The 19931-nt window shown below is 71.8% G+C and carries 19 protein-coding genes and 1 pseudogene; 15 read left to right on the top strand and 5 right to left on the bottom strand.

What is annotated here, in order from left to right:
• Nucleotides 1-241: 241 nt before the first annotated feature.
• The gene (locus tag AB0D99_RS29045; protein WP_362368638.1) at nucleotides 242-1240 is read right to left on the bottom strand and encodes a TAXI family TRAP transporter solute-binding subunit; all 999 of its coding nucleotides are present in this window, start codon (nucleotides 1238-1240) and stop codon (nucleotides 242-244) included.
• A gap of 92 nt (nucleotides 1241-1332) precedes the next feature.
• The gene (locus AB0D99_RS29040; protein ID WP_362368635.1) at nucleotides 1333-2271 is read right to left on the bottom strand and encodes a LysR substrate-binding domain-containing protein; all 939 of its coding nucleotides are present in this window, start codon (nucleotides 2269-2271) and stop codon (nucleotides 1333-1335) included.
• A 70-nt stretch (nucleotides 2272-2341) separates the two neighbouring features.
• Between AB0D99_RS29040 and AB0D99_RS29035 the strand changes: the two genes are divergently transcribed.
• The gene (locus AB0D99_RS29035; protein ID WP_362368632.1) at nucleotides 2342-2971 is read left to right on the top strand and encodes a maleylpyruvate isomerase family mycothiol-dependent enzyme; all 630 of its coding nucleotides are present in this window, start codon (nucleotides 2342-2344) and stop codon (nucleotides 2969-2971) included.
• A gap of 121 nt (nucleotides 2972-3092) precedes the next feature.
• On the opposite strand, the gene AB0D99_RS29030 is transcribed toward AB0D99_RS29035, so the two are convergent.
• Nucleotides 3093-3974 carry a LysR substrate-binding domain-containing protein gene (locus tag AB0D99_RS29030; RefSeq protein WP_362368629.1) on the bottom strand — a complete coding sequence of 294 codons (882 nt, stop codon included), beginning with the start codon at nucleotides 3972-3974 and terminating at the stop codon, nucleotides 3093-3095.
• Nucleotides 3975-4081: 107 nt separating this feature from the next.
• On the opposite strand from AB0D99_RS29030, the gene AB0D99_RS29025 reads away from it, so the two are divergent.
• From AB0D99_RS29025 to AB0D99_RS29015, 3 genes are all read left to right on the top strand, one after another.
• Nucleotides 4082-5416: a four-carbon acid sugar kinase family protein gene (locus AB0D99_RS29025; RefSeq protein ID WP_362368626.1), complete on the top strand. Its 1335-nt coding sequence runs from the start codon at nucleotides 4082-4084 to the stop codon at nucleotides 5414-5416.
• Entirely contained in the window at nucleotides 5413-6516 is a 1104-nt protein-coding gene (gene pdxA, locus AB0D99_RS29020) for a 4-hydroxythreonine-4-phosphate dehydrogenase PdxA (RefSeq protein ID WP_362368623.1), read from the top strand. The genes AB0D99_RS29025 and pdxA overlap by 4 nt, the downstream gene beginning before the upstream one ends.
• 374 nt (nucleotides 6517-6890) lie before the next feature.
• Nucleotides 6891-7568, top strand: coding sequence for a HisA/HisF-related TIM barrel protein (locus AB0D99_RS29015; protein ID WP_362368621.1), 678 nt, complete (start codon nucleotides 6891-6893; stop codon nucleotides 7566-7568).
• A 52-nt stretch (nucleotides 7569-7620) separates the two neighbouring features.
• Here AB0D99_RS29015 and AB0D99_RS29010 read toward each other — a convergent pair whose 3' ends face one another.
• Both AB0D99_RS29010 and AB0D99_RS29005 read right to left on the bottom strand, forming a co-directional pair.
• On the bottom strand, nucleotides 7621-8451 hold the full coding sequence (locus tag AB0D99_RS29010; protein WP_362368618.1) for an alpha/beta fold hydrolase: 831 nt from the start codon (nucleotides 8449-8451) through the stop codon (nucleotides 7621-7623).
• A gap of 35 nt (nucleotides 8452-8486) precedes the next feature.
• Nucleotides 8487-9176, bottom strand: coding sequence for an FCD domain-containing protein (locus AB0D99_RS29005; protein WP_362368615.1), 690 nt, complete (start codon nucleotides 9174-9176; stop codon nucleotides 8487-8489).
• Nucleotides 9177-9347: 171 nt separating this feature from the next.
• Between AB0D99_RS29005 and leuA the strand changes: the two genes are divergently transcribed.
• The 11 genes and pseudogenes from leuA to AB0D99_RS28950 all read left to right on the top strand — a co-directional run.
• Nucleotides 9348-11144, top strand: a complete 1797-nt coding sequence (gene leuA / locus AB0D99_RS29000; RefSeq protein WP_362368612.1) for a 2-isopropylmalate synthase — start codon at nucleotides 9348-9350, stop codon at nucleotides 11142-11144.
• Nucleotides 11141-11944 carry an ATP-binding cassette domain-containing protein gene (locus tag AB0D99_RS28995; protein ID WP_362368609.1) on the top strand — a complete coding sequence of 268 codons (804 nt, stop codon included), beginning with the start codon at nucleotides 11141-11143 and terminating at the stop codon, nucleotides 11942-11944. Before leuA ends, AB0D99_RS28995 begins: the two co-directional genes overlap by 4 nt.
• Before the next feature lie 229 nt (nucleotides 11945-12173).
• On the top strand, nucleotides 12174-13403 hold the full coding sequence (locus AB0D99_RS28990; protein ID WP_362368606.1) for an MFS transporter: 1230 nt from the start codon (nucleotides 12174-12176) through the stop codon (nucleotides 13401-13403).
• Between the two features lie 199 nt (nucleotides 13404-13602).
• Nucleotides 13603-13971 carry a cupin domain-containing protein gene (locus tag AB0D99_RS28985; protein WP_362368603.1) on the top strand — a complete coding sequence of 123 codons (369 nt, stop codon included), beginning with the start codon at nucleotides 13603-13605 and terminating at the stop codon, nucleotides 13969-13971.
• Nucleotides 13972-14021: 50 nt separating this feature from the next.
• Complete coding sequence (locus tag AB0D99_RS28980) at nucleotides 14022-15560, top strand: AMP-binding protein (RefSeq protein WP_362368599.1); 1539 nt, start codon at nucleotides 14022-14024, stop codon at nucleotides 15558-15560.
• 504 nt (nucleotides 15561-16064) lie between these two features.
• Entirely contained in the window at nucleotides 16065-16481 is a 417-nt protein-coding gene (locus tag AB0D99_RS28975; RefSeq protein WP_362368596.1) for a hypothetical protein, read from the top strand.
• A complete protein-coding gene (locus AB0D99_RS28970) occupies nucleotides 16469-17626 on the top strand; it encodes a cytochrome P450 (RefSeq protein ID WP_362368593.1) in 1158 nt (385 codons plus the stop codon). Before AB0D99_RS28975 ends, AB0D99_RS28970 begins: the two co-directional genes overlap by 13 nt.
• Nucleotides 17627-17649: 23 nt before the next feature.
• A complete protein-coding gene (locus tag AB0D99_RS28965; protein ID WP_362368590.1) occupies nucleotides 17650-17886 on the top strand; it encodes a phosphopantetheine-binding protein in 237 nt (78 codons plus the stop codon).
• A complete protein-coding gene (locus AB0D99_RS28960; RefSeq protein ID WP_362368587.1) occupies nucleotides 17886-18626 on the top strand; it encodes an SDR family oxidoreductase in 741 nt (246 codons plus the stop codon). Before AB0D99_RS28965 ends, AB0D99_RS28960 begins: the two co-directional genes overlap by 1 nt.
• A gap of 22 nt (nucleotides 18627-18648) precedes the next feature.
• A complete protein-coding gene (locus tag AB0D99_RS28955) occupies nucleotides 18649-19470 on the top strand; it encodes a PAS domain-containing protein (RefSeq protein ID WP_362368584.1) in 822 nt (273 codons plus the stop codon).
• Nucleotides 19471-19569: 99 nt separating this feature from the next.
• Nucleotides 19570-19931, top strand: a pseudogene (locus tag AB0D99_RS28950) (MFS transporter); the annotation flags it as partial.

The raw sequence follows: 19931 nt of genomic DNA, 5'->3' as shown, positions 1-19931 counted from the left end.
CCCTGGGTCTGAGCCGTCGGGCCTTCCGGCGTCGCCCTGGCCCGTCGGCGGCGAGGGGGTAGGCGCTCCCGGGGGCGCCCTGGCCCGTCGGCGGTGTGCCGGGGGCTTTCCGGGGTCTGAGCCGTCGGCTGTCCCGGGGTCGCCGTGGCCCGTCGGCGGTGAGGGGGTAGGCGCTCCCGGGGGCGCCCTGGCCCGTCGGGGTGAGCCGTCGGCTGTCCCGGGGAGGCTCCCCGCCCGTGCCCTACGGCTTCACGGAGCGGTAGTAGCGCTGGGCGCCCTCGTGCAGGGCCAGGGGCTCCGTGTAGATCGCGGTCCGCAGGTCCACCAGCTGGGCGGGGTGCACCTGGCCGCCGATCCGGTCCCGGCTTCTGATCACGGTGCGGGTGAAACCCTCCACGAGCGACGAATCCGACGCGTCGGTGGTCACCAGCAGGTTCGCCACGGCCAGCGTCTCCACCGGCTGTCCGTCCTGCGCGTTGGCGTAGGCGTCGGCAGGGATCACGGCGGAGCGGTAGTGGCGGTTCGACTCGCCGACGTCGTGGAGGTTGTCGATCAGCGTCGCGTCCAGCGGAACGAGCCGTACCGGAAGGCGCTCGGAGAGTGCCTGGACGGCTTGGGTAGGCAGACCGCCCGACCAGAAGAACGCGTCCAGCTCTCCGCGCTCCAGAAGGCCGGGCATCGTGTCGATGCCTGCCGACACCGGCTTGATGTCGACACCGGGGGTGAGACCGCCGGCCGCGAGGACGCGGTCCGCGACGAGCCGGACCCCGGAGCCCTCCTGGCCGACGCCGACCCGCAGCCCGCGCAGATCGGCGACGGACCGCACGGGGGCCTCCTTGCGGACGACGAGCTGGACGTAGTCGTCGTAGAGGCGCGCGCAGCCGCGCAGCTGCTCGAAGCCAGGCTTCCGGTCCCGCTGGTACTGCGCCACGGCGTCGGAGGTCGCGATGGTGAAGTCCGCCTCGCCGGATGCCAGCCGCGCGAGGTTCTGCTGGGAGCCCTCGCTGTTCCGGAGCGTTATCGAGACATCCGGCAGATCGCGGGCGAGGGCCTGCTGCAGCAGTTCGCCGTACCGCTGGTAGACGCCCGTGGGGACCCCGGTGCTGAAGGCGACCCGCCCACTCGGAGCGGGAGTACCGAAAGGAACCAGCCACCAGACGAGCAGTCCGCACACCACGACAACCGCCGCCGACACCGGAAGAAGGCGACGACGGACGGCACGGGAGAGCGACGCGAACATGGCGCGATCCTGCCAGCTGGGGTGCCGACCTGGCCAGGCCGGGCCGGAGCGGGCCGGAGGGGACGGCGCTCCCTCGCCCGCCCAGGCCCCGGTCAGGTCAGGCGGGGGCGGAAATCCGTCGGCGCTCCGTCCGGGACCGGCACGGCCTCGCGCAGGACCTCCAGGAGGGCCCTCGCCGCGGGAGCCGACGGACCCCCGGTGCGCCAGGCCAGGGCCACCCGGCCACGCGCGCGTGGATCGGAGAGCGGCCGGAGCCGTAGCGCCGACGAGCCCGCCGCCTCCTCCGGACCGCCCGGAACCACCGCCACACCCAGCCCTCGTTCCGCGAGCCGCGCCAGCAGCTGCGGCGCGGCGGCCTCGAAGGCCACCTGCGGGGTGAAATCCGCCTCCCCGCAGAGGCGGTCGAGCACCCCGCGCACCCCCGTCCCGCGCGGCAGACAGATCAGCCGCCGGCCGCGCAGCGCGGAGACCGGCAGCTCCCCGTCCTCGCGCGCCAGCACGTCGCCAGGAGCCACCGCGACGACCAGCGGCTCGTCGACCACCAGCCGCAGCGTGAGCCCCGGCAGGGGCCCCTCCTCCGCCAGCCCGACCATCGCGATGTCGAGCTCGCCGGCCCGTAGCGCGCCCAGCATCCGCTCCGACGTGTCCTCGGTGAGCGCGATCTCCACCTCGGGATGGGAGGCGTGGAAGCCGGCCAGCAGCCCGGCCATGTCGAACTCGTGGACGGCGGCACCCGACACGAGCCCGATCGCCACGCGCCCACGCAGCAGCCCGGTGAACTCGGTGACCGTCTCCCGTACCGCCTCGCACGCGGCCAGCGCCGCCCGCGCGTACGGCAGGACCGCGGCGCCCACCTCCGTCGGCGTCACCGCGCGCCCCGACCGGTCGAGCAGCCGCTGACCCAGCTCCCGCTCCAGCTGCCCGATCTGCGCGCTGACCCCCGGCTGTGCCACATGGAGGCGGGCGGCGGCCCGGGTGAAATTGGCCTCCTCGACGACCGTCACGAAGTACCGCAGCTGGCGAAGTTCCATAACCATGGATTCTAGGAATCAGATCAACCATGTCTTGGACTTATGGTCTGCCCGATCCCAGGCTGACGTCATGGGAATCGTCACGGGAACCAGAGACGCCATCGCCGCCGAGCGCCGCGAGCTCGCCGCCGTCCTCGCCACCCTCACCGAGGCGCAGTGGGACGCGCCCAGCCTCTGCGCGGGCTGGCGGGTACGAGAGGCGGCCGCCCACATGACCATGGCGATGCGCCACTCCGTCCCGCGCATCGCCACCGCACTCGTCAGGTCCCGGGGCAGCCTCGACCGCATGACCGACCGCCTCGCGCGCCACGACACGGCCGCCCTGACGGCGGAGGAGCTGGCCGCCGCCCTCCACGACAACGCCGACCACCCCTGGAAGCCGCCGATCGGCGGCGACGCGATGGCGCTCGCCCACGACGTCGTCCACGGCCTCGACATCACGGTCGCCCTGGGCCTGGACCGACGCGTACCGGAGGATCGCCTGCGCACGGTCCTCGCCCGGGTCACCCCCCGAGGCGCCCGCTTCTTCGGAGCGGACCTCGACGGGATCGCCCTGCGCGCCGACGACCTCGACTGGTCCTTCGGCAGCGGTGCGCCGGTGACCGGCAACGCACAGGATCTGCTGCTCCTGGCCTTCGGCCGGCGCCTGCCCGGTGGCCGGGTGGGCGGCAAGGGGGCGGAGCGCTTCGTCGGGGCGTGACCGCCGAGGATCCCCGAAGGCCCGTCGAGGGCGCTTCGAGGGTCCTCCGAGAGCCCGCCGAGGGTCCCGCGAGGGCGCACCGAGGGTCCGCCGAGCAGTCAGCCAGGCGCCGAGCGTGGGGCTACAGCTCGCCCGCCTGGCTCCTCAACCACCTGAGCAGGCCGGCGATCCGGTCGTCCTGATCCGGCGGCCGAGGGCTCAGCAGGTGGTAGGCCGTACCGTCGGCCACCAGGCCGAACGGCGCCACCAGCTGTCCCCGCATCAGATCGTCGTGGACGAGCGCGTACGGGCCGATGGCGACGCCCACCCCCGCGACGGCCGCCTGCAGAGCGAGGTAGAAGTGCTCGAAGGTCTGCTCCTCGGAGGGCTCCACCCGTCGGCGCGTCAGCCGCTGCCAGTCCGCCCACGCCCGTGGCCTGGTGCTCGTGTGCAGAATCGTCACACCGACGACACCGCCCTTGCCCGTCACCCGATCCGCCATCTCCGGACTGCAGACCGGACCGATCCGCTCCAGGAACAACGGAGAACGGCTCACCTCCTGCGGTACGGGAAAGTCGTCGCGGCGCAGCGCGACGTCGATGGTGTCCCGTTCGAACGACACGGGCCCGCCGCCTGCCGACAGGTGCACGGTGAGACCGGGCACCTGGGCGGCGAGGTCCGGCAGGCGGGGGATGAGCCAGCGCATGAGCAGCGTGGGCTCGCAGGACAGCGCGAGCGGACCGCCGCTTTCCCGGCGCGAGACCTCCCGTGCGGCGGTGTCGACCTGGTCGAGCGCGTCGCGGACGGCGGCCGCCAGACGGCGTGCTTGCGCGGTGGGACGCAGGGAGCGGGTCCCGCGCTCGAAGAGGGTGACGCCGAGTGACTTCTCCAGGTTCTGGATCTGACGGCTGACCGCACCGTGCGTGACATGGAGCTCCTGGGCGGCTCGCGTCATGCTCGCGTGCCGCACGGTCGCCTCGAAGGGCAGCAGCGAGTTCAGCGGAGGAAGGTCGGGCCAGCGCATGTGTGAAATCTAGTCACAGGTGGGGTGAGAAGGAATCGCTTGTCCAGGTGCTTTCCTGGCGTCAGTGTTGATGTCGTCACCGGTCGGTCGGCAGAGGAGGACGACGCATGTGGGTGGGACCCCAGGACGATCCCGTGGCGAGCATCGCCGTGCTCGCGGACGATCTCACCAGCGCCGGCGACGGCGCGGCGCCCTTCCGCAGGGCCGGACACCGGGCGAAGGTCCTGTTGACCATCGCCGAGAGTGACGCGGCTACCGAGGGCGGTGCCGGTGCCGGTGCCGGTGCCCAGGGTGGTGCCGGTACGGGGGGTGGTGCCGGTACGGAGGGTGCTGGTGCCGATGGCGGTGCCGGTACCGATGTCGGTTCCGGGGGCTGGGACGCGCTCGAAGCGGGCGGGTCGGCGGCCCCGGAGGGTGTGGTCGCCGTCGACCTCGGCAGCCGGCTGCTGGACGAATGGGCGGCGGTGACCCGGACCGAACGGGCCGCGCGTGCCTTCGCGACGGCCGAGCTGCTGGTCAAGACCGTCGACTCCACGCTGCGGGGGCATGTGGCGGCCGAGATCCGTGCCGCCCTCACGGGTTCGGGCCGACGTGCGGTCGTCGTCGCGCCCGCCTTCCCCGCGGAGGGAAGGACCACGATCCGCGGGATCCAGCACGTGCAGGGCGTTCCCGTGCACGACACGGAGTTCGCGCGGGACCCGGCCCACCCGGTGCGCTGCTCGGACCTCGCACGGCTGCTGCCGGAAGCCGAGCATCTGGAACCGGATCAGTTCGAGAAGCTGCCCGAACTGATCGGCCAGGGTGGCGTGTTCGTCTGCTCGGCGGCCACGGACGGCGAGCTCGACCTCCTCGTCTCCTCGGCGCCCCGGGCTCGCGACGTGCTCTGGGTCGGCTCCCCGGGCCTCGCCGCGGCACTGGCCCGCCATCACGCCCGCACACCGAAGGCTCGTGGACCCGAGCTTCCTCGCGCCCGGCGCCCCCTGGTGGTCGTCGGTAGCGCGAACCCGGCCACCCGGCGCCAGTTGGACCTGTTGCGGACGAGAGCCGAGGTGGCCGCCGTCGCCGTGGCCGACGACCCGACTGCGGCGGTCCACGCCGTGCGGCGGGCATCCGCACCCGTCCTCGTGCTCCACACCCCCGACGAGCGCCGTACCCCCAGCGGCTCCCTCACCGCAGATCTGGCCCATGCGGTACGGGAATCCGTGGTGGCCGGGGCGGTCGACGGACTCGTGCTCACCGGAGGGGAGACCGCCGTGGCCGTGCTCGAAGCGCTCGGGACCGAGGGCATCGACCTGGTCGACGAACCCGAACCCGGAGTCGCACGCGGGGTGCTCCTCAGCGCGCCCCACCTCCCCGTCCTGATCAAAGCCGGCGGCTTCGGCGACGAGGGAACCCTCGACCGCCTCCGCCGCCTCCTCATGGAAGGGGGACCCGTCTCATGACGCCCACGGGGTCGACATCCCTCTCGACACCGCCCATCGCCATCACCATGGGCGACCCGAACGGCATCGGGCCGGAGATCACCGTCAAGGCATACGCCGACCCGCGCCGCCGCCCCACCGCCCTCGTCATCGGCGACCCGGACACCCTCGCCAGGGCCTGCCGCGTCACCGGCACCGACGTGACCGTGCGGCCCGTCCGCTCCGTGGCGGAGGCAACCCACAGCCCCGGAGTCATGAACGTCCTGGCCGAGGACACGCTGCCCGACGACCTGGCTCTCGGCACGGTCGACGCCCGCGCCGGAGCCGCTTCCTTCCGGTACGTACGCCGGGGCATCGAACTCGCCCTCCGAGGCGAAGTCCGCGCCCTCACCACCGCCCCCATCAACAAGGAGGCGCTTCGGCTGGCCGGGCTGCCCTACCCGGGGCACACCGAGATCCTTGCCGAGCTCTCGGGCACGCGTGACTACGCGATGATGATGGCCAACGACGAGCTGCGGGTCGTCCTGGTCACCGTCCACCAGTCACTGCGCACGGCCCTCGACGCGCTCACCACGGCCCGCGAGCTGGAGATCATCCGGCTGACGCACCGTACGCTCCTCACCGGCGGTCCGACGGGCACCCGTCCCCGTATCGCCGTCGCGGCGCTCAACCCGCACGCGGGGGAGAGCGGGCTCTTCGGCCGCGAGGACCTCGACATCATCGAGCCGGCCGTTCGGGCAGCCCGGCGCGAAGGCATCGACGCCAGCGGCCCCTGGCCTGCCGACACGGTCTTCATGCGCGCGCGTTCCGGGGAGTTCGACGCCGTCGTCGCGCAGTACCACGACCAAGGTCTGATACCCGTCAAGTACCTGGGGCTTGAGCACGGCGTCAACATCACCATCGGGCTGCCGTTCGTCCGGACCAGTGTCGACCACGGCACGGCCTTCGACCTCGCGGGCCGGGGCACCGCGGACCACACCAGCCTGCTCACCGCCCTCCACCATGCCGACGCCCTCGCGGGGGCGGAATCCGGCACGGAAGCGGGCCCGGAGTTCGGCACGGGTGCGGGTTCGGGCGCGGGTGCGGCCGGGCCGCCGATACCCGCGCCGACGGGCATCTGACCCGCCAACGCCCACACCGGCACCCACGCCACGCCCCCCGGGTCGGAGTCCTGACCGGCGTCCCGGCCGGGAGTCGGGGTCCCCTCGTCGGCCCCCGGCGGGAGCTCCCGTGCCCGCACCGAACTCCGGCCGGAGACCTTGCGCGCGCCTTCTCACGTACACCGAGCCCCAACCCCCGCTCCTACTCGCCTCGCCTCACCCCGTCCCCGGACCGGCACGCGTCGCGACCGCACCCGTCGGTGCGCGCTGCCCACGCACGACCACCCACGCACGACCACCCGCCCACACCCCCCGCCCACCCACGCACGACCACCCACCGACCACCCGCACACGACCACCCGCACCGGCCCATCTCGACCCGGAGGACCTTCGCCGTGGACTTCATCTTCATGCTCACCCGGGACGACCGGACCGTCTCCGACTGCCTCGACGTCCTCGATGCCGTCCGCGACCTCGGCATCGACCACATCGGCTTCAAGGACGTCGGCGTCGAACCCGTCACCCTCGCCCGCCTCCACCGGCAGATCACGGACATGGGCGCCACCAGCTACCTGGAGGTCGTCAGCACCTCGCGCGAACAGGCCCTCGCCTCGGTGAAGACCGCGGTCGAACTCGGCGTCGACCGGCTCATGGGCGGGACCTGGATCGACGAGACACAGGCCCTGCTCTCCGGCACCGGCATCGAGTACCTCCCCTTCGCCGGCGAACCGCAGGGTCACCCCACCAGCCTGGCCGGCGGCCCGGCTCGCATAGCCGACGACTGCCGCCGAGCCGAGGCGGCGGGCTGCGCGGGCGTGGACCTGCTTGCCTACCGAGCGACGGAAGCCGACCCGCTCGCCCTCGTCCGGGCCGCCCGGGCCGCCACCACCGGGCGACTCGTCGTCGCCGGGAGCATCACGACGGCCGCTCAGATACAGGCCCTGGCCGACGCCGGTACCGACGCCTTCACCATCGGCTCCGCCGCCTTCAGCGGCTCCCTCCGTCCCGACGCGGGAACACTTCGGTCCCAGCTGGCCGCAGCCGTCGAGGCCACCGCCACAGTCGGCGCCTGACGGTCTCCCCGCAGCGCGCATCGGCAACGGGAGAAGGGACTTCAGCCACCGGTCACGCGAGGTGCCACCACTGCCCCGGAAACACCCCGTCCGCGTTCCCGCGCGCCGGACGGAGGCACGGTGTCGTCGGGAGGTGCATGGCGAGGCGCAAGATGTCCGCCACCTCCTCGGGGTGCTCCGTGGCGAAGAAGTGCCCTCCGGCGAGCGTGTGGACTCGGAGCGCGGCGCGAGTGTGGTCCTGCCAGGCATACACGTCCGCCGGGTTCGTGAGCGGGTCGCGGTCTCCCATCAGGGCGACGACGGGGCAGCGCACATCCGCGCCCGCGCCGGGTCGGTAGCGGGCGTGCGCCGTAAGGTCGGCTCGGATCACGGGAAGGAACAGCCGGCGCAGCAGCGGATGTTCCAGAAACTCCGCATCGGCACCGCCCAACTCCCCGACCAGTCGTGCCACTTGATCGTCCGAGACGGTCGGCCGGTCGTGGGGGAGGCGCGACGGGGCGGGGTGCCCGGAGACGGCGAGGACCAGTCGGCCCTGGTCCGCCGTCCGTCGGACGACCTCGTAGGCCACCGCCGCGCCGAGGCTGTGGCCGAAGAGCAGGACCGGGTCGCCACCGCGCCAGCGGGTGAAGGCCGTGGCCACCTCGTCCGCCACCCGATGGAGGTCCGTGAAGAACGGCTCCCGCTCCCGTTCCGCCCGGCCCGGGTACTGGACGCAGGCCGTGTCGGCCTCGCCGGACAGTGAGGAGGCGAGCCGCTCGTAGGAGCCGCTGGAGCTTCCGGCATGGGGGAAGAACAGGACTCTCCAGCGTCGCCCTGCCCGGGCCGGCCGGCCGGAGGATTCGGAGGACGGATAGGGACGTATCCAGGGCAGGGCGTCCGGCATGCCGGTGGGCCTTCCGTCGGCGGCAGGGGCGTTCGTCAGATGCTGCGGAGCTGGGCGAGCGTCTGGTTCAGCTCGTCCCGCAGGATGGTGCCCGCGGCCTCGGCATCCGACTGCGCGATGGCGTCCACCAGGGCGGCGTGGCCGACGTCGCCATGGTTCGGCTCGTCGGAGCGCAGACCGAGCAGCTCCACCAGATCGACGAGGGCCTGGCGGAGCACGGGCACGAACTCGGTGAACAGGCCGGTGAGTACGGGGTTGTGCGCTGCGGCCACGACCGCCGCGTGCAGGGCGATGTCGGCGTCGACGAAGCCGATGGTGTCGCCGCCCGCGGCCTCGCGACGGCGTGCCAGAGCCGCGTCGATCACGGTGAGGTCGTCCTCGGTACGGCGCTGCGCGGCGAGTTGAGCGGCCTCGACCTCGATGAGCATCCGGACTTCGTAGATGTCGGTGATGGCGGCCTGGCGCAGCCGGGTCGGCCAGTCCTCGGCCGGTTCGGTGGCGACGACGAACACGCCGGAGCCCTGGCGGGCCTGCACGAGGCCCGCTCCCGCCAGTGCGCGCAGGGCCTCCCGGACGGTGGAGCGGCCGACTCCGAGCGTCTTGGCCAGGGCGGTCTCGGCGGGCAGCTTGGTGCCGACCGGCCAGTGGCCTCCTGTGATCTGGTCGCGCAGGTGCTGCGTGGCCTGTTCCACCAGAGGGCTGGGGCGGAGGGCGCCAAGTGGCATGTTCTTCACCTATCGGGTTGTCTGAGGAGCTGAGCTGTGGTTAGTGTACCGGCCATGACGCTGCGTGCCCTTCTTCTCGGCTGCCGCTGCGGGGTCTGACCTGACCGGCACCCCGCAGCGGGGCCGTTCTGCGCCGGTCAACCGATGGTCGACCGAAGGAAGTTCAGAGTCATGGAATCCCCGCGAAGCGCGACCTTCCCCACGCTGCGCACGCCCTCGGGTGCCGTTCCCACGGGCGCACCCTCCTGGAATCCGCAGCGGCCGAGCGCGATGCCGCACGAGCGCTACCGATCCGCGCACGAGCGGGTCGCCCTGCCCCTCCAGGACCGGTCCTGGCCGTCCCGGCAATTCGTGCAGGCCCCGCTCTGGGTCCCGGTCGACCTGCGCGACGGCAACCAGGCGCTCGCCGAGCCGATGGACATCGCCCGCAAGCGCCGGATGTTCGACCTGCTGTGCGCCATGGGGTTCAAGGAGATCGAGGTCGGCTACCCGTCCGCGAGCCAGACCGACTTCGACTTCGTCCGCCACCTCGCCGAGAGCGGCGCGGTCCCCGACGACGTCACCATCTCCGTCTTCACCGCCGCCCGGCAGGACCTGATCGACCGGACCGTCGCCTCCGTCGAAGGACTGCCCCACACCCTGGTCCACCTGTACACCGCCACCGCGCCCACCTGGCGCGACGTGGTCCTGGGCCGGACCCGCGACGAGCTGCACGCGCTCATCCGGGAGGCCGCCACGTATCTGATGCGGCGCGCCGAGGAGCGGCGCGGGGCGGACATCCGCTTCGAGTTCTCCCCGGAGGTCTTCAACCTCACGGAGCCGGACTACGTCCTGGAGGTCTGCAACGGGCTCACGGAGCTGTGGGAGGCGAGCCCCGACCGGCCGGTCGTCCACAACCTGCCGGCGACGGTGGAGATCGCGACCCCGAACGTGTACGCCGACCAGATCGAATACATGCACCGCCACCTCGCGCGCCGCGAGTCGGTCATCCTCTCCGTGCATCCGCACAACGACCGCGGCACCGGCGTCGCCTGCGCCGAACTGGCCGTCCTGGCCGGCGCGCAGCGCGTCGAGGGGTGCCTGTTCGGCAACGGCGAACGGACCGGCAACGTCGACCTGGTCACGCTGGCGCTGAACCTCTACGCGCAGGGCGTCAACCCGATGGTGGACTTCTCCGACATCGACGCCGTACGCGAGGTGGTCGAGCACTGCACCCGACTGCCGGTCCACCCCCGCCACCCCTACGGCGGCGAACTGGTGCACACGGCCTTCTCGGGCACGCACCAGGACGCCATCTCCAAGGGCATGGCCCACCACGCCCGGCAGGCCCGTGACCTGGGCGTACCGGCCGAGCGGGCGCCGTGGGCCGTGCCGTACCTGCCCATCGACCCGGGCGACGTCGGCCGTACCTACGAGGAGGTCATCCGGATCAACTCGCAGTCGGGCAAGGGCGGCATCGCCCACCTGCTCCAGGCGCACCACGGCCTGGACCTGCCGAAGGCGATGCGCCCGGACTTCTCCCGTACGGTGCAGCAGGTCACCGACACCAGCGGGCTCGAGCTCTCCCACAAGGACCTGTGGGAGCTGTTCCACCGCACCTACATCGCACCCGCCCAGGACGGGCCGGTCACGCTGGCCTCCTGGCAGACCGCGCAGACGGGCCCCGCCGAGCACGAGATCCTGTGCACCCTGTCCGTGGGCGGCGCCGAGCACACCCTCCGGGGAACGGGCAACGGCCCGCTGTCGGCGCTCACCGACGCCCTGGGCGCCGCGGGGATCGACGTCGACATCCTCACCTACGCGGAACACGCCACCGCCGTCGGCCCCGGAAGCCCCGCCGTGGCCTACGCCGAGTGCCGGGTCGAGGGCGCCGGCGTCTGGGGAGCGGGCTGGGACACCTCCATCCTCGCCGCCTCGGTGCACGCCGTCATGGCCGCGGTCAACCGCGCGTGGGCCGCGCGGCCGTGAGCGAGGCGCCCGTACTCCGCGTCACCGGCGTGGACTTCGTCCGCGACGGCGACCCCATCCTGCACCGCCTGTCCCTGGCCGTGCGCCCCGGCGAGCACTGGGCGCTCCTCGGCTCCAACGGCGCGGGCAAGAGCACGCTGCTCTCCCTCCTGGGGGCGCTCGCACACCCCACTCGGGGGACGGTCGAGGTGCTGGGGGAGCGGCTGGGCCGGGTGGACATGCGTCGACTGCGTTCGCGCGTGGGGCATGTGGACCCCCGGCATCCGCTGCGCTCGCCCCTGACGGTGCGGGACGTGGTGCTGACCGGCCTGACGAACAGCGTCGAGCGGGTGCCGCGGTGGTCCCCGACCGGAGACGAGGCCGCCAGGGCCGAGGAGCTCATCGGGCTGCTCGGCCTGGGGGACCGGCGGGAGGCGCGCTGGCCCGTGCTGTCCCAGGGGCAGCGGACCCGGGCGCTCATCGCCCGCGCGCTGATGCCCAGTCCCCGGCTGCTCCTGCTCGACGAGCCCGCCACCGGGCTCGACGTCGCGGGCCGGGAGCAGCTGATCGACCGGCTGGGCGCACTCGGCCTGACCCACCCCGAACTGGCATCGGTTCTGGTCACGCACCACCTGGAGGAGCTTCCGCCCGGGACGACGCACGCGATGCTGCTGCGGGGCGGGAGGTGCCTGGCCGCCGGACGGGTCGAGGAGGTCCTGACCGGTGATCTGGTCAGTGCCTGCTTCGACCATCCGGTCCGGCTCGACCGGCGGGACGGCCGGTGGAGCGTACGGACGAGGCACCCGGCCGCCGTCGGGTGAACGCGGGTCGGGCGGCGGCCACCGCCCGGCCCGCAGGCCGGGGCGAGCGCGTCCTCTGCCCTCGTCGACCGCGCGGCGGGTCTTGTCCCGAGGGCGGGCGCTCGCCTCAACACCCGTGCGAGGAGGCGGGTTTCCTTCCGCACGGGTGATCGCTAAGGTGACACCTCAGAGGACCTGAGTAGCTGAGGTCATATGTCGGCATCTGAAGAACGGAACCGGACGTTTCACGATGAAAAAGGGCCAGCTCGCCTTCCTGACCGGCACGCACACGGTCAACGACCTGTACCAGGGGGCCATCCCGGCGATGCTGCCGTTCCTGATGACGGAGCGGCACTACAGCTATGCCGCCGTCTCCGGCCTGGCGTTCGCCGCAAGCGGGGTCTCCAGCCTGTTCCAGCCCGTCTTCGGTGTGCTGTCGGATCGCCGGCCGCGCACCTGGCTGGTGCCGGCCGGGTTCCTGACGGCCGCGTTCGGCGTGGTCGCGGCGGCCCTGTCCACCGGCTACCTCGCCACCTGGGTGTTCGTCGCGCTGGCGGGAGTGGGCATCGCCGCCTACCACCCGCCGGCGACGAGCCAGGCGAGACTGGCCGGGGGTTCCTCGCAGAAGGCCATGAGCGTGTTCTCGGTCGGCGGGACCGTCGGGGGCTCCCTCGCCCCGGCGTTCGTCACCTGGGTCATCGGGGCGCTCGGCTTCCCCGCGAGCCCTCTGCTGGCCGTCCCGGCCGTTGTCATGGCGGTCCTGTGGCTCCTCCAAGCGGGCAGGGCGCGCCGGCGACTGCGGACCGCGACCCCGGCGCCGCCGGGCGCGCGGGCCGCGGCGGCACCGGATGGACCCGCCCGGGCGGACGACTGGCGGCGCTTCTCGCACCTGGTGGTCGTCATCCTCGGCTGGTCCGTCCCCTTCGTCACCGTCACCTCGCTCGTCTCCCTGTACGCGCAGCGCGAGCTGGGCCAGTCGGGCGCGGCGGGCGCGGCCGTGCTCACCGGATACACGGCGGCGGGCGCCGTGGGGACGCTGCTCGGCGGCTGGATCGGCGACCGGTACGGCCGGATGGGGGCCGTGCGGCTCGGCTATCTGCTGGCGATGCCCACCCTCGCGGGCATCGCCTGGGCGCCGTCCTTCTGGGTCCTGACGGTGAGCACGGTCCTGTTCGGTGCCGCGATGTTCCTTCCGTTCGCGGCCCAGGTGACGCTCGCTCAGGACTACCTGCCCAGCCGGCCCGGCACGGCCAGCGGGCTGACCCTGGGCCTGGCCATGGCGGCCGGCGGGCTCTGTTCGCCGCTGTTCGGGTGGCTCGCGGACACGAGCGGCCTGCGGGCGGCCTTCTACGCGCTCCTCGGCCTGTTCGTCGTGCCCGTACTGCTGGCGTTCCGCCTTCGCGACCCCGTCGGGAAGGCTTCGGAAAAGGATGCGCCCAACTTGACAGATATTCCCGCCGGTACCCCAGGTCCCAGGTAGGTAATCCTGCTTTGAAATGTCGTCTGCGGAACTTGAACGTCTCTTTGCAGTCATCCCATCATCTGAAACGGCATTGAACGGCATTTCAAGGTCACGTACTGTTGGATTCGGCTTCGATAAGCGAGCCCGTTGAAATTTCCATTCCTTCCGAATTCCGCATGAAGGGCCGCGAGGCCCGAACGTAGACGAGGAGAGAGAAATGAAGATCAACTGGGAAGACCACGAGGAGCTGAAGGCCGAGGGGATCGCGCTGGCGCGCCGCTTCGCCTTCGGGCAGGAGATGTCCTGCCTCAGGGTCGTCGCCGACCGGTCCGGCGACCTGAACCTGCCGCCGCACTGGCACGAGAACGAGCAGTGGGTGGTGGTCACCGAGGGCTCGATCCGCTTCGTCTGCGAGGGGACCGAGTACGAGCTCAACGCCGGCGACGTCGCCTACATCCCCTCGCGGAAGCGTCACACCGCCACGTTCGTCGGCGAGGAGGGGGCGGTTCTCCTGGAGTTCTCCGCGCCGCCCCGCCTCGACCTCGCCCCGGGCTCCCTCGTTCCCTCGTCGATGATCTATGACTGAGCTCCCCCGCCGTGTCGGAGAAATCTCTGTGATTTTCTACGGGGGAGTTCATGACGAGCAGCGTGTACGGCGAAACTAATACCGAAGAAACCATTCATGGCGCATTGGGGAGGTTGGCACGAGAATTACCCGAGAGGGATGCAATCATTTCCTCTGAAGGGCGGGTGACCTATGCGGAACTATTCACCGAAGCGCGCCGTATCTCATCCGTTCTGACGGCTCGCGGCGTCGTTCCGGGAGATATCGTCCCCGTCGTGGCCCGCAGGTCCCGCGACCTCCCCGCCGCCCTTCTGGGCATTCTGATGACCGGTGCGGCGTACGGAATGCTCGATGTGAGATGGCCGGCCGCCCGCGTCGGCGCCTTCGTGAAGGACATGCGCCCTCCCGTCGTCCTCGCCGACGCCGCCGGAGCCGTGGTCCTGGACGAGGCCGGGATCGTCCCCGTCGAACTGGCAGCCCTGCGCGCGGACGCGCATGCCGCGCCGACGCCGACCCGGCCACTGCCGGACGTCGACCCGAGCGCGACCGCGACGGTCTTCTGGACCTCCGGCAGCACGGGCACTCCCAAGGCGGTGCTCTCGCCCCACCGGGCGACCACCCGCCTGTTCACCCCGACGGGCTTCATGGACTGGGGCGACACCCCGGTCATGATCAACGCCGCGGCCGTCGCCTGGGACGCCTTCACCCTGGAACTGTGGGGGATGCTGCTGCGCGGAGGCACCGTACTCGTCCACGAGGACGATCTCCTGCTGCCGCCCGCGATCCGCTCCTATGTCGCCGACCACGGCGCCACCCACCTCTTCCTGACCCCCTCGCTGTACGACGTGATCGCCGGCGGGGACATCGACTGCCTGGCCGGGCTGCGCGCCCTTCTCCTCGGAGGAGACAAGCCCTCACCCTCCAACTGCCGCGCGCTGCTCGCCGCCTATCCGGACATCGAGCTGTACAACGGATACGGTCCCGTCGAGTCCTGCGTCTTCGCCACGGTCCACCGGATCGTCGAGGCCGACACCGTCGCTGCCGCGGGCGTCCCCGCCGGACGGCCCGTCCCCGGCACGGAGCTGCACATCCTCCGCGACGGGGCGCCGGTCCCGCCCGGCGAGACGGGCGAGGTCGCGATCGGCGGCACCGGACTCGCCGCGGGATACCTGGACGCGCCCGACCTGACGGACGCCGCCTTCCGCGACGTCACCGTCGACGGCCGGGTGCGCCGGGTCTATCTGACGGGAGACCGGGGCCGGCTGGACGCCGCGGGCGTCCTCCACTTCTCGGGGCGCGAGGACGCCCAGATCAAGGTCGCGGGACACCGCGTCGAACCGGCGGAGATCGAGGCGGCCGCCCTCGCGCTGGGCAGTACGCGGTCGGTCGTCATCGCGCCGCGGGACCGCGACGGTGGCAGGCGCCTCGTCCTGTTCGCCGAGAAGCCCGAGACGGTCGCGTCGGAAGCGGAGATGCGCAGCAGGCTCCGTGCCACCCTGCCCTCCTACATGGTGCCCGCCGCGGTGCACTTCGTGTCCGCCATGCCGCTGCTGGACAACACGAAGATCGACAAGCGGCGGCTCTCGGCACACTTCGGCTACTCCGACTGACGGACCGGCCGGAGGGAACGGCCTGAGAGCACGACCGCCGACAACGGCTGCCGAGAACGACCGCCGAGAACGACCGTTGGGAAGGGCGCCGAGAACGACGCCGACCACCACCGCCGAGAGAACGACCGCCGGGAAAGGTCGCAGAGAGCGGCCTGACGGCACCGTCCGAGAGAACGGCCGGACGGAACTGTCCGAGAGAACGACCGCCGGGAAAGGTCGCCGAGAGCGGCCTGACGGCACCGTCCGAGAGAACGGCCGGACGGAACTGCCCGAGAGAACGGCCGGACGGAACTGTCCGAGAGAACGGCCGGACGGAACTGTCCGAGAGAACGGCCGGACGGAACCGTCCGAGGCACGGCCCCCGGCCCTAGAAGACGGCCTGAGCAGTCGTCGGCCTGAGAAGTCGGCCTGAGAAAAGGCCGGAGACGACGGCCTGAATGAACGTTTCTTCCTCCGCACCTCCACCGTGCGCGGTACTCCGCGCGCAGGCAAGGAAGTACATCCGTGAAGACGCACAGCCCTACCGAAGCGCGGTTCTCCCTCGCGCTCGACTCCATCCAGGGCAAGCGCCGCGTCGAACAGGTCCTGGAAGCGGCCAACGCCCTCCTCGACCGGTACGCGGCCGAACCCGATCCCGCCGAACGCCTGAGGCTCGCCCACGAACTCATCAGGCGCAACTTCACCGACGACGTCACCCTCGCCTTCGGTGACCTCGCCCTCGAAAGCGAGGGCGACGCCTCCCGCACCGCTCGGTTCCACGGCGCGATCCGCCTGCCCGACGGCCGCACCGGCACTCTCACCGCCCACTACACCGAGCCCGGCTCGATGGGCCTGACGAACTCCGAATGGCTCGCCGCCATGCGCATCCTGGCCGGCATCGCGGCCCTCGGTGCCGGAGGGACCCTCACATGCCCGGCGTAGCGACGGCGGCGGATCCCGTCGGCCTGCTGGCGCGGCCGTACTGGTACCGGACACTGCCCGCGGACGCGGACGTCCACCGTCTCGACGGCGGAGTGTTCGCCGTGACCGGCAACAGGACGGTGCAGGAGGCCCTCGCCCATCCGGACATCGTGGCCGAGCACCCGCTCAAGGCCAGCGCGCGGGCCTTCGGGCCCAACGTCCTGGACGCGGACGGCGCGGAGCACCGCGCCTTCCGGGCCCTGCTGGCCCCGATCCTGTCCGCCGGGCGCGTCGACGCCTACAAGCGGACCCTCATGCCCGGCCTCGTCGAAGCCCTCGTGGATTCCGTCCTCGACTCGGAGTGCGACGACTTCCACGCCACCCACGCCCACAAGGTGCCCTACGGGATCGTGTGCACGATCCTCGGGATCGACCCGGCGCTCGAGGACCGGTTCCACACCCTGACCCGCCCCCTCGCCCGGCTCCTCGACTACCCCACCGAGGAGACCGAGCAGACGCACACCAACGTCGACGAACTGCTGCGGCTGATCGAGGAGCAGCGCACCGCCGGCCGGGGCGACGGCCGGTCGCTGCTGGAGACCATCGAGCAGACCCGCGACCGCAGGGGCATCTCCCTGACGGACGCCGAAGTACGCTCCACCGCCCTGCTGTTCTTCCTGGCGGGCACCGAGACCAGCAGCGCCTTCATCACCTCGCTGGTCTACTGCATGGGCCGCGGCCTGTTCGGCCTCGACGAGCTCCACGATCCCGCGGTCCGGGACGACTTCGTCGAAGAGGCGCTCCGGCTCTACCCGCCCGTGCAGACCATCGTCCGGTTCGCGAGCGAGGACCTCGCCCTGGGCGGCGTACGGATACCGCGCCACTCGGCCGTCCTCGCGTCCATCGCCGGAGCCAACCGGGACCCGCGGGTCTTCGCCCACCCGGACCGGTTCGACCTCAGCAGGAGCCGAAAGGGCTCGATCCCCTTCGCCGTCGGTGCACACGCGTGCCCCGGGGCGCTGCTCGCCAAGACCGAGTTCTCGCTGCTGGTGGCGGACCTCGTCGAACGCTGCGCGGACATCGCCGTCACCCGCGACCGCAGAAGGGCGGCGAGCCAGTCGTTCTCCCACCCCAGCGCGTTCGCGGTGCGGTTCACAGCGAAGTAAGAGAGAAGAGAGGAAGAAGACACGTGGACAGCAAGATATCCGTGCTGCGGACCTGGCTCGAGAACCTGCACGATGGGCCGGTCCGGATCCAGGACGACACGGACCTCATCGAATCGGGCACCGTCACCAGCCTCCAGTTCGTGCAGATGGTGATCGAGGTGGAGCGCATCCACGGCCGGAAGCTGGACCCCGGCGTCATCACCATCGCGTCGATGCGCACGCTGAAGGCCATCGACACGACCGTCTTCCAGGCGGCCTGATGGCCTCCGGGGCTTCCCGGGTCGCGGTGGTGTCGGGCACCTCGTCCGGCATCGGCGCCGCCGTGGCGGCCGAGTTCCTGCGCCGCGCGTACACCGTCATCGGCCTCTCCCGGCGCGGCAACCCCGCCCTGGCCGCCGAGGACGGGTACGTGGACCTGGTGGCGGACCTGCGCGACGACGAGGCCGTACGAGCCGCCCTCGCGTCCGCCGCCGCGACCACCCGGGACGGTGTGCACGCCGTCGTCCTCAACGCCGGCGTCTCACCCGACCCGGACGGCCTGCCCACGCTCGACTGGGGCGTGGCGGCCGAAGCGTACGAGAACAACGTGCACACCGCCCTCACCCTCGTCCAGGCGACCGCCGGACTGCTCAAGCAGGGCGGCGGCGGGTCCCTGACCTTCGTCGGGGCCAGCCTGGCCAACGGCTACAAGCCGGAACGCTGGGCGTACGCGGCGAGCAAGGCCGCCATGACCACGCTCATGCGGGCGTGCTCCGTCGAGTTCGCCGACGACGGTGTCGTGGCGAACGAGGTCCGACCCGGTCCCGTGGCCACCGCCATGACGATGGCGGGTCTCGACGGCGAGGCGAGCGACCAGATCATCCGCGCCATCAACGAGGGCTTCGGCACCGACTGGCTCAAGTCGCCGCGCACCGTCGCGGAGTGGATCGTCACGATCGCCGCCTTCCCCTCCAACGGCCCCACGGGCCAGGTCTTCAACTACAGCCGCAAGGTTCTCTGATCCCACGAAAGGCATGATCACCATGGCACAGCACCCCTCCTCCGAGCAGCTCCTCGACCTCTTCAACTGGGCCTCGCCGGGCATGCTCGTCACCGACGCCGAGGGCGTCGTGGTCCTCGCGAACAAGGCCGCCACCGAGCTCCTCGCGGAGCACTCCGCCACCGGCGCCAAGCTCCCCGGCGCCCTCGGCATCGACGACCACGCCGCCCTGCTGGCCGCGGGCCGGCCGGTCGAGAACATCGAGACGACCTTCGCCCACCCGCGCTTCCCCGCCGGATACGCCAACGTCGGCTTCGGCGAGGTCGACGGAGCCACCTACGGCTTCTGGGCCCTGCGGCCGGTGACCTCGCACCCGACGCCCTCCCCGCGAGCCGGCGAGGGCGACACCACCGCGGTCGCCTGGATCGCCGAGGTCGACCGCCCCGACGCGTCGTACCGGCCGGTGGGCGAGGAAGCGGTCCCGTTCATCGAGAGCTACTACGACAACTGCCCGGTGGCCATTCACCTCATCGAGGAGGACGGCACCGTCGCCCACGCCAACTGGAAGGACATCGCGATCGTCGGCGCGACCGAGCGGCCGGACGGCTACGTCGGCCACCACATCCGGCACATCTACGCCGACCAGGAGGTCGTGGAGGACTTCCTCGGCCGCTGGGGGGAGGACGCGCCGATCATCGACTTCCGCGCCGACTTCCTCAACAAGGGCGAGCGCGTACCCGTGGTGATCTTCTCCACCGCCAAGGTCGAGAACGACAAGCTCAAGAACACCCGCTGCTTCGTGTTCTCCGACAGCCACCCGGACCGCGAGCGGGACAAGGTCAAGGCGCTCGACCTCGACTTCTGATCCAGGCGGCCCCGCAGCCGGACGGACCGGGCCCCGGCGACGACCATTCGCCGGGGCCCGGCCCTTGCCCACGAGCCTTCCACACACCTGGAGCACGCCATGGCCGAAGCAGCGAAAAAGCGACACCACTGGCTCACCGGCTGGAACCCCGAGGACGAGGACGCCTGGCGGGCGGGCGGCCGTCGCATCGCCCGTCGCAACCTCGTCCTGTCCGTCCTCTCGGAACACGTCGGGTTCTCGGTGTGGACCCTGTGGTCCGTCCTCGTCCTCTTCATGACCCCCGACATCGGCTTCGACTTCGACCCCGGAGAGAAGTTCCTGCTGGTCGCCGTCCCCACCGTCGTCGGGTCGTTGCTGAGGCTGCCCTACAGCTACGCCGTCACCCGCTTCGGCGGCCGCGACTGGACCGTGTTCGCCACCGCGATCCTGCTCGTCCCGGCCGGCGCCGCGGCGTACTTCGT

Source organism: Streptomyces sp. NPDC047971 (assembly GCF_040653355.1).
In the GTDB taxonomy this organism is placed as follows: Bacteria; Actinomycetota; Actinomycetes; order Streptomycetales; family Streptomycetaceae; genus Streptomyces.
Note: the sequence above shows the minus strand (reverse complement) of the source record. Positions and strands in the feature narration are given on the sequence as shown.

Coding starts and splice junctions, on each gene's coding strand:
- AB0D99_RS29005 (WP_362368615.1), bottom strand. CDS start 9,176: ATGCCACTTGGCGCCCTCCGCCCCAGCCCTCTGGTGGAACAGGCCACG.
- AB0D99_RS29030 (WP_362368629.1), bottom strand. CDS start 3,974: ATGCGCTGGCCCGACCTTCCTCCGCTGAACTCGCTGCTGCCCTTCGAG.
- AB0D99_RS29035 (WP_362368632.1), top strand. CDS start 2,342: ATGGGAATCGTCACGGGAACCAGAGACGCCATCGCCGCCGAGCGCCGC.
- AB0D99_RS29045 (WP_362368638.1), bottom strand. CDS start 1,240: ATGTTCGCGTCGCTCTCCCGTGCCGTCCGTCGTCGCCTTCTTCCGGTG.
- AB0D99_RS28985 (WP_362368603.1), top strand. CDS start 13,603: ATGAAGATCAACTGGGAAGACCACGAGGAGCTGAAGGCCGAGGGGATC.
- AB0D99_RS29040 (WP_362368635.1), bottom strand. CDS start 2,271: ATGGAACTTCGCCAGCTGCGGTACTTCGTGACGGTCGTCGAGGAGGCC.
- leuA (WP_362368612.1), top strand. CDS start 9,348: ATGGAATCCCCGCGAAGCGCGACCTTCCCCACGCTGCGCACGCCCTCG.
- pdxA (WP_362368623.1), top strand. CDS start 5,413: ATGACGCCCACGGGGTCGACATCCCTCTCGACACCGCCCATCGCCATC.
- AB0D99_RS29025 (WP_362368626.1), top strand. CDS start 4,082: ATGTGGGTGGGACCCCAGGACGATCCCGTGGCGAGCATCGCCGTGCTC.
- AB0D99_RS28955 (WP_362368584.1), top strand. CDS start 18,649: ATGGCACAGCACCCCTCCTCCGAGCAGCTCCTCGACCTCTTCAACTGG.
- AB0D99_RS28970 (WP_362368593.1), top strand. CDS start 16,469: ATGCCCGGCGTAGCGACGGCGGCGGATCCCGTCGGCCTGCTGGCGCGG.
- AB0D99_RS29010 (WP_362368618.1), bottom strand. CDS start 8,451: ATGCCGGACGCCCTGCCCTGGATACGTCCCTATCCGTCCTCCGAATCC.
- AB0D99_RS28980 (WP_362368599.1), top strand. CDS start 14,022: ATGACGAGCAGCGTGTACGGCGAAACTAATACCGAAGAAACCATTCAT.
- AB0D99_RS28960 (WP_362368587.1), top strand. CDS start 17,886: ATGGCCTCCGGGGCTTCCCGGGTCGCGGTGGTGTCGGGCACCTCGTCC.
- AB0D99_RS28990 (WP_362368606.1), top strand. CDS start 12,174: ATGAAAAAGGGCCAGCTCGCCTTCCTGACCGGCACGCACACGGTCAAC.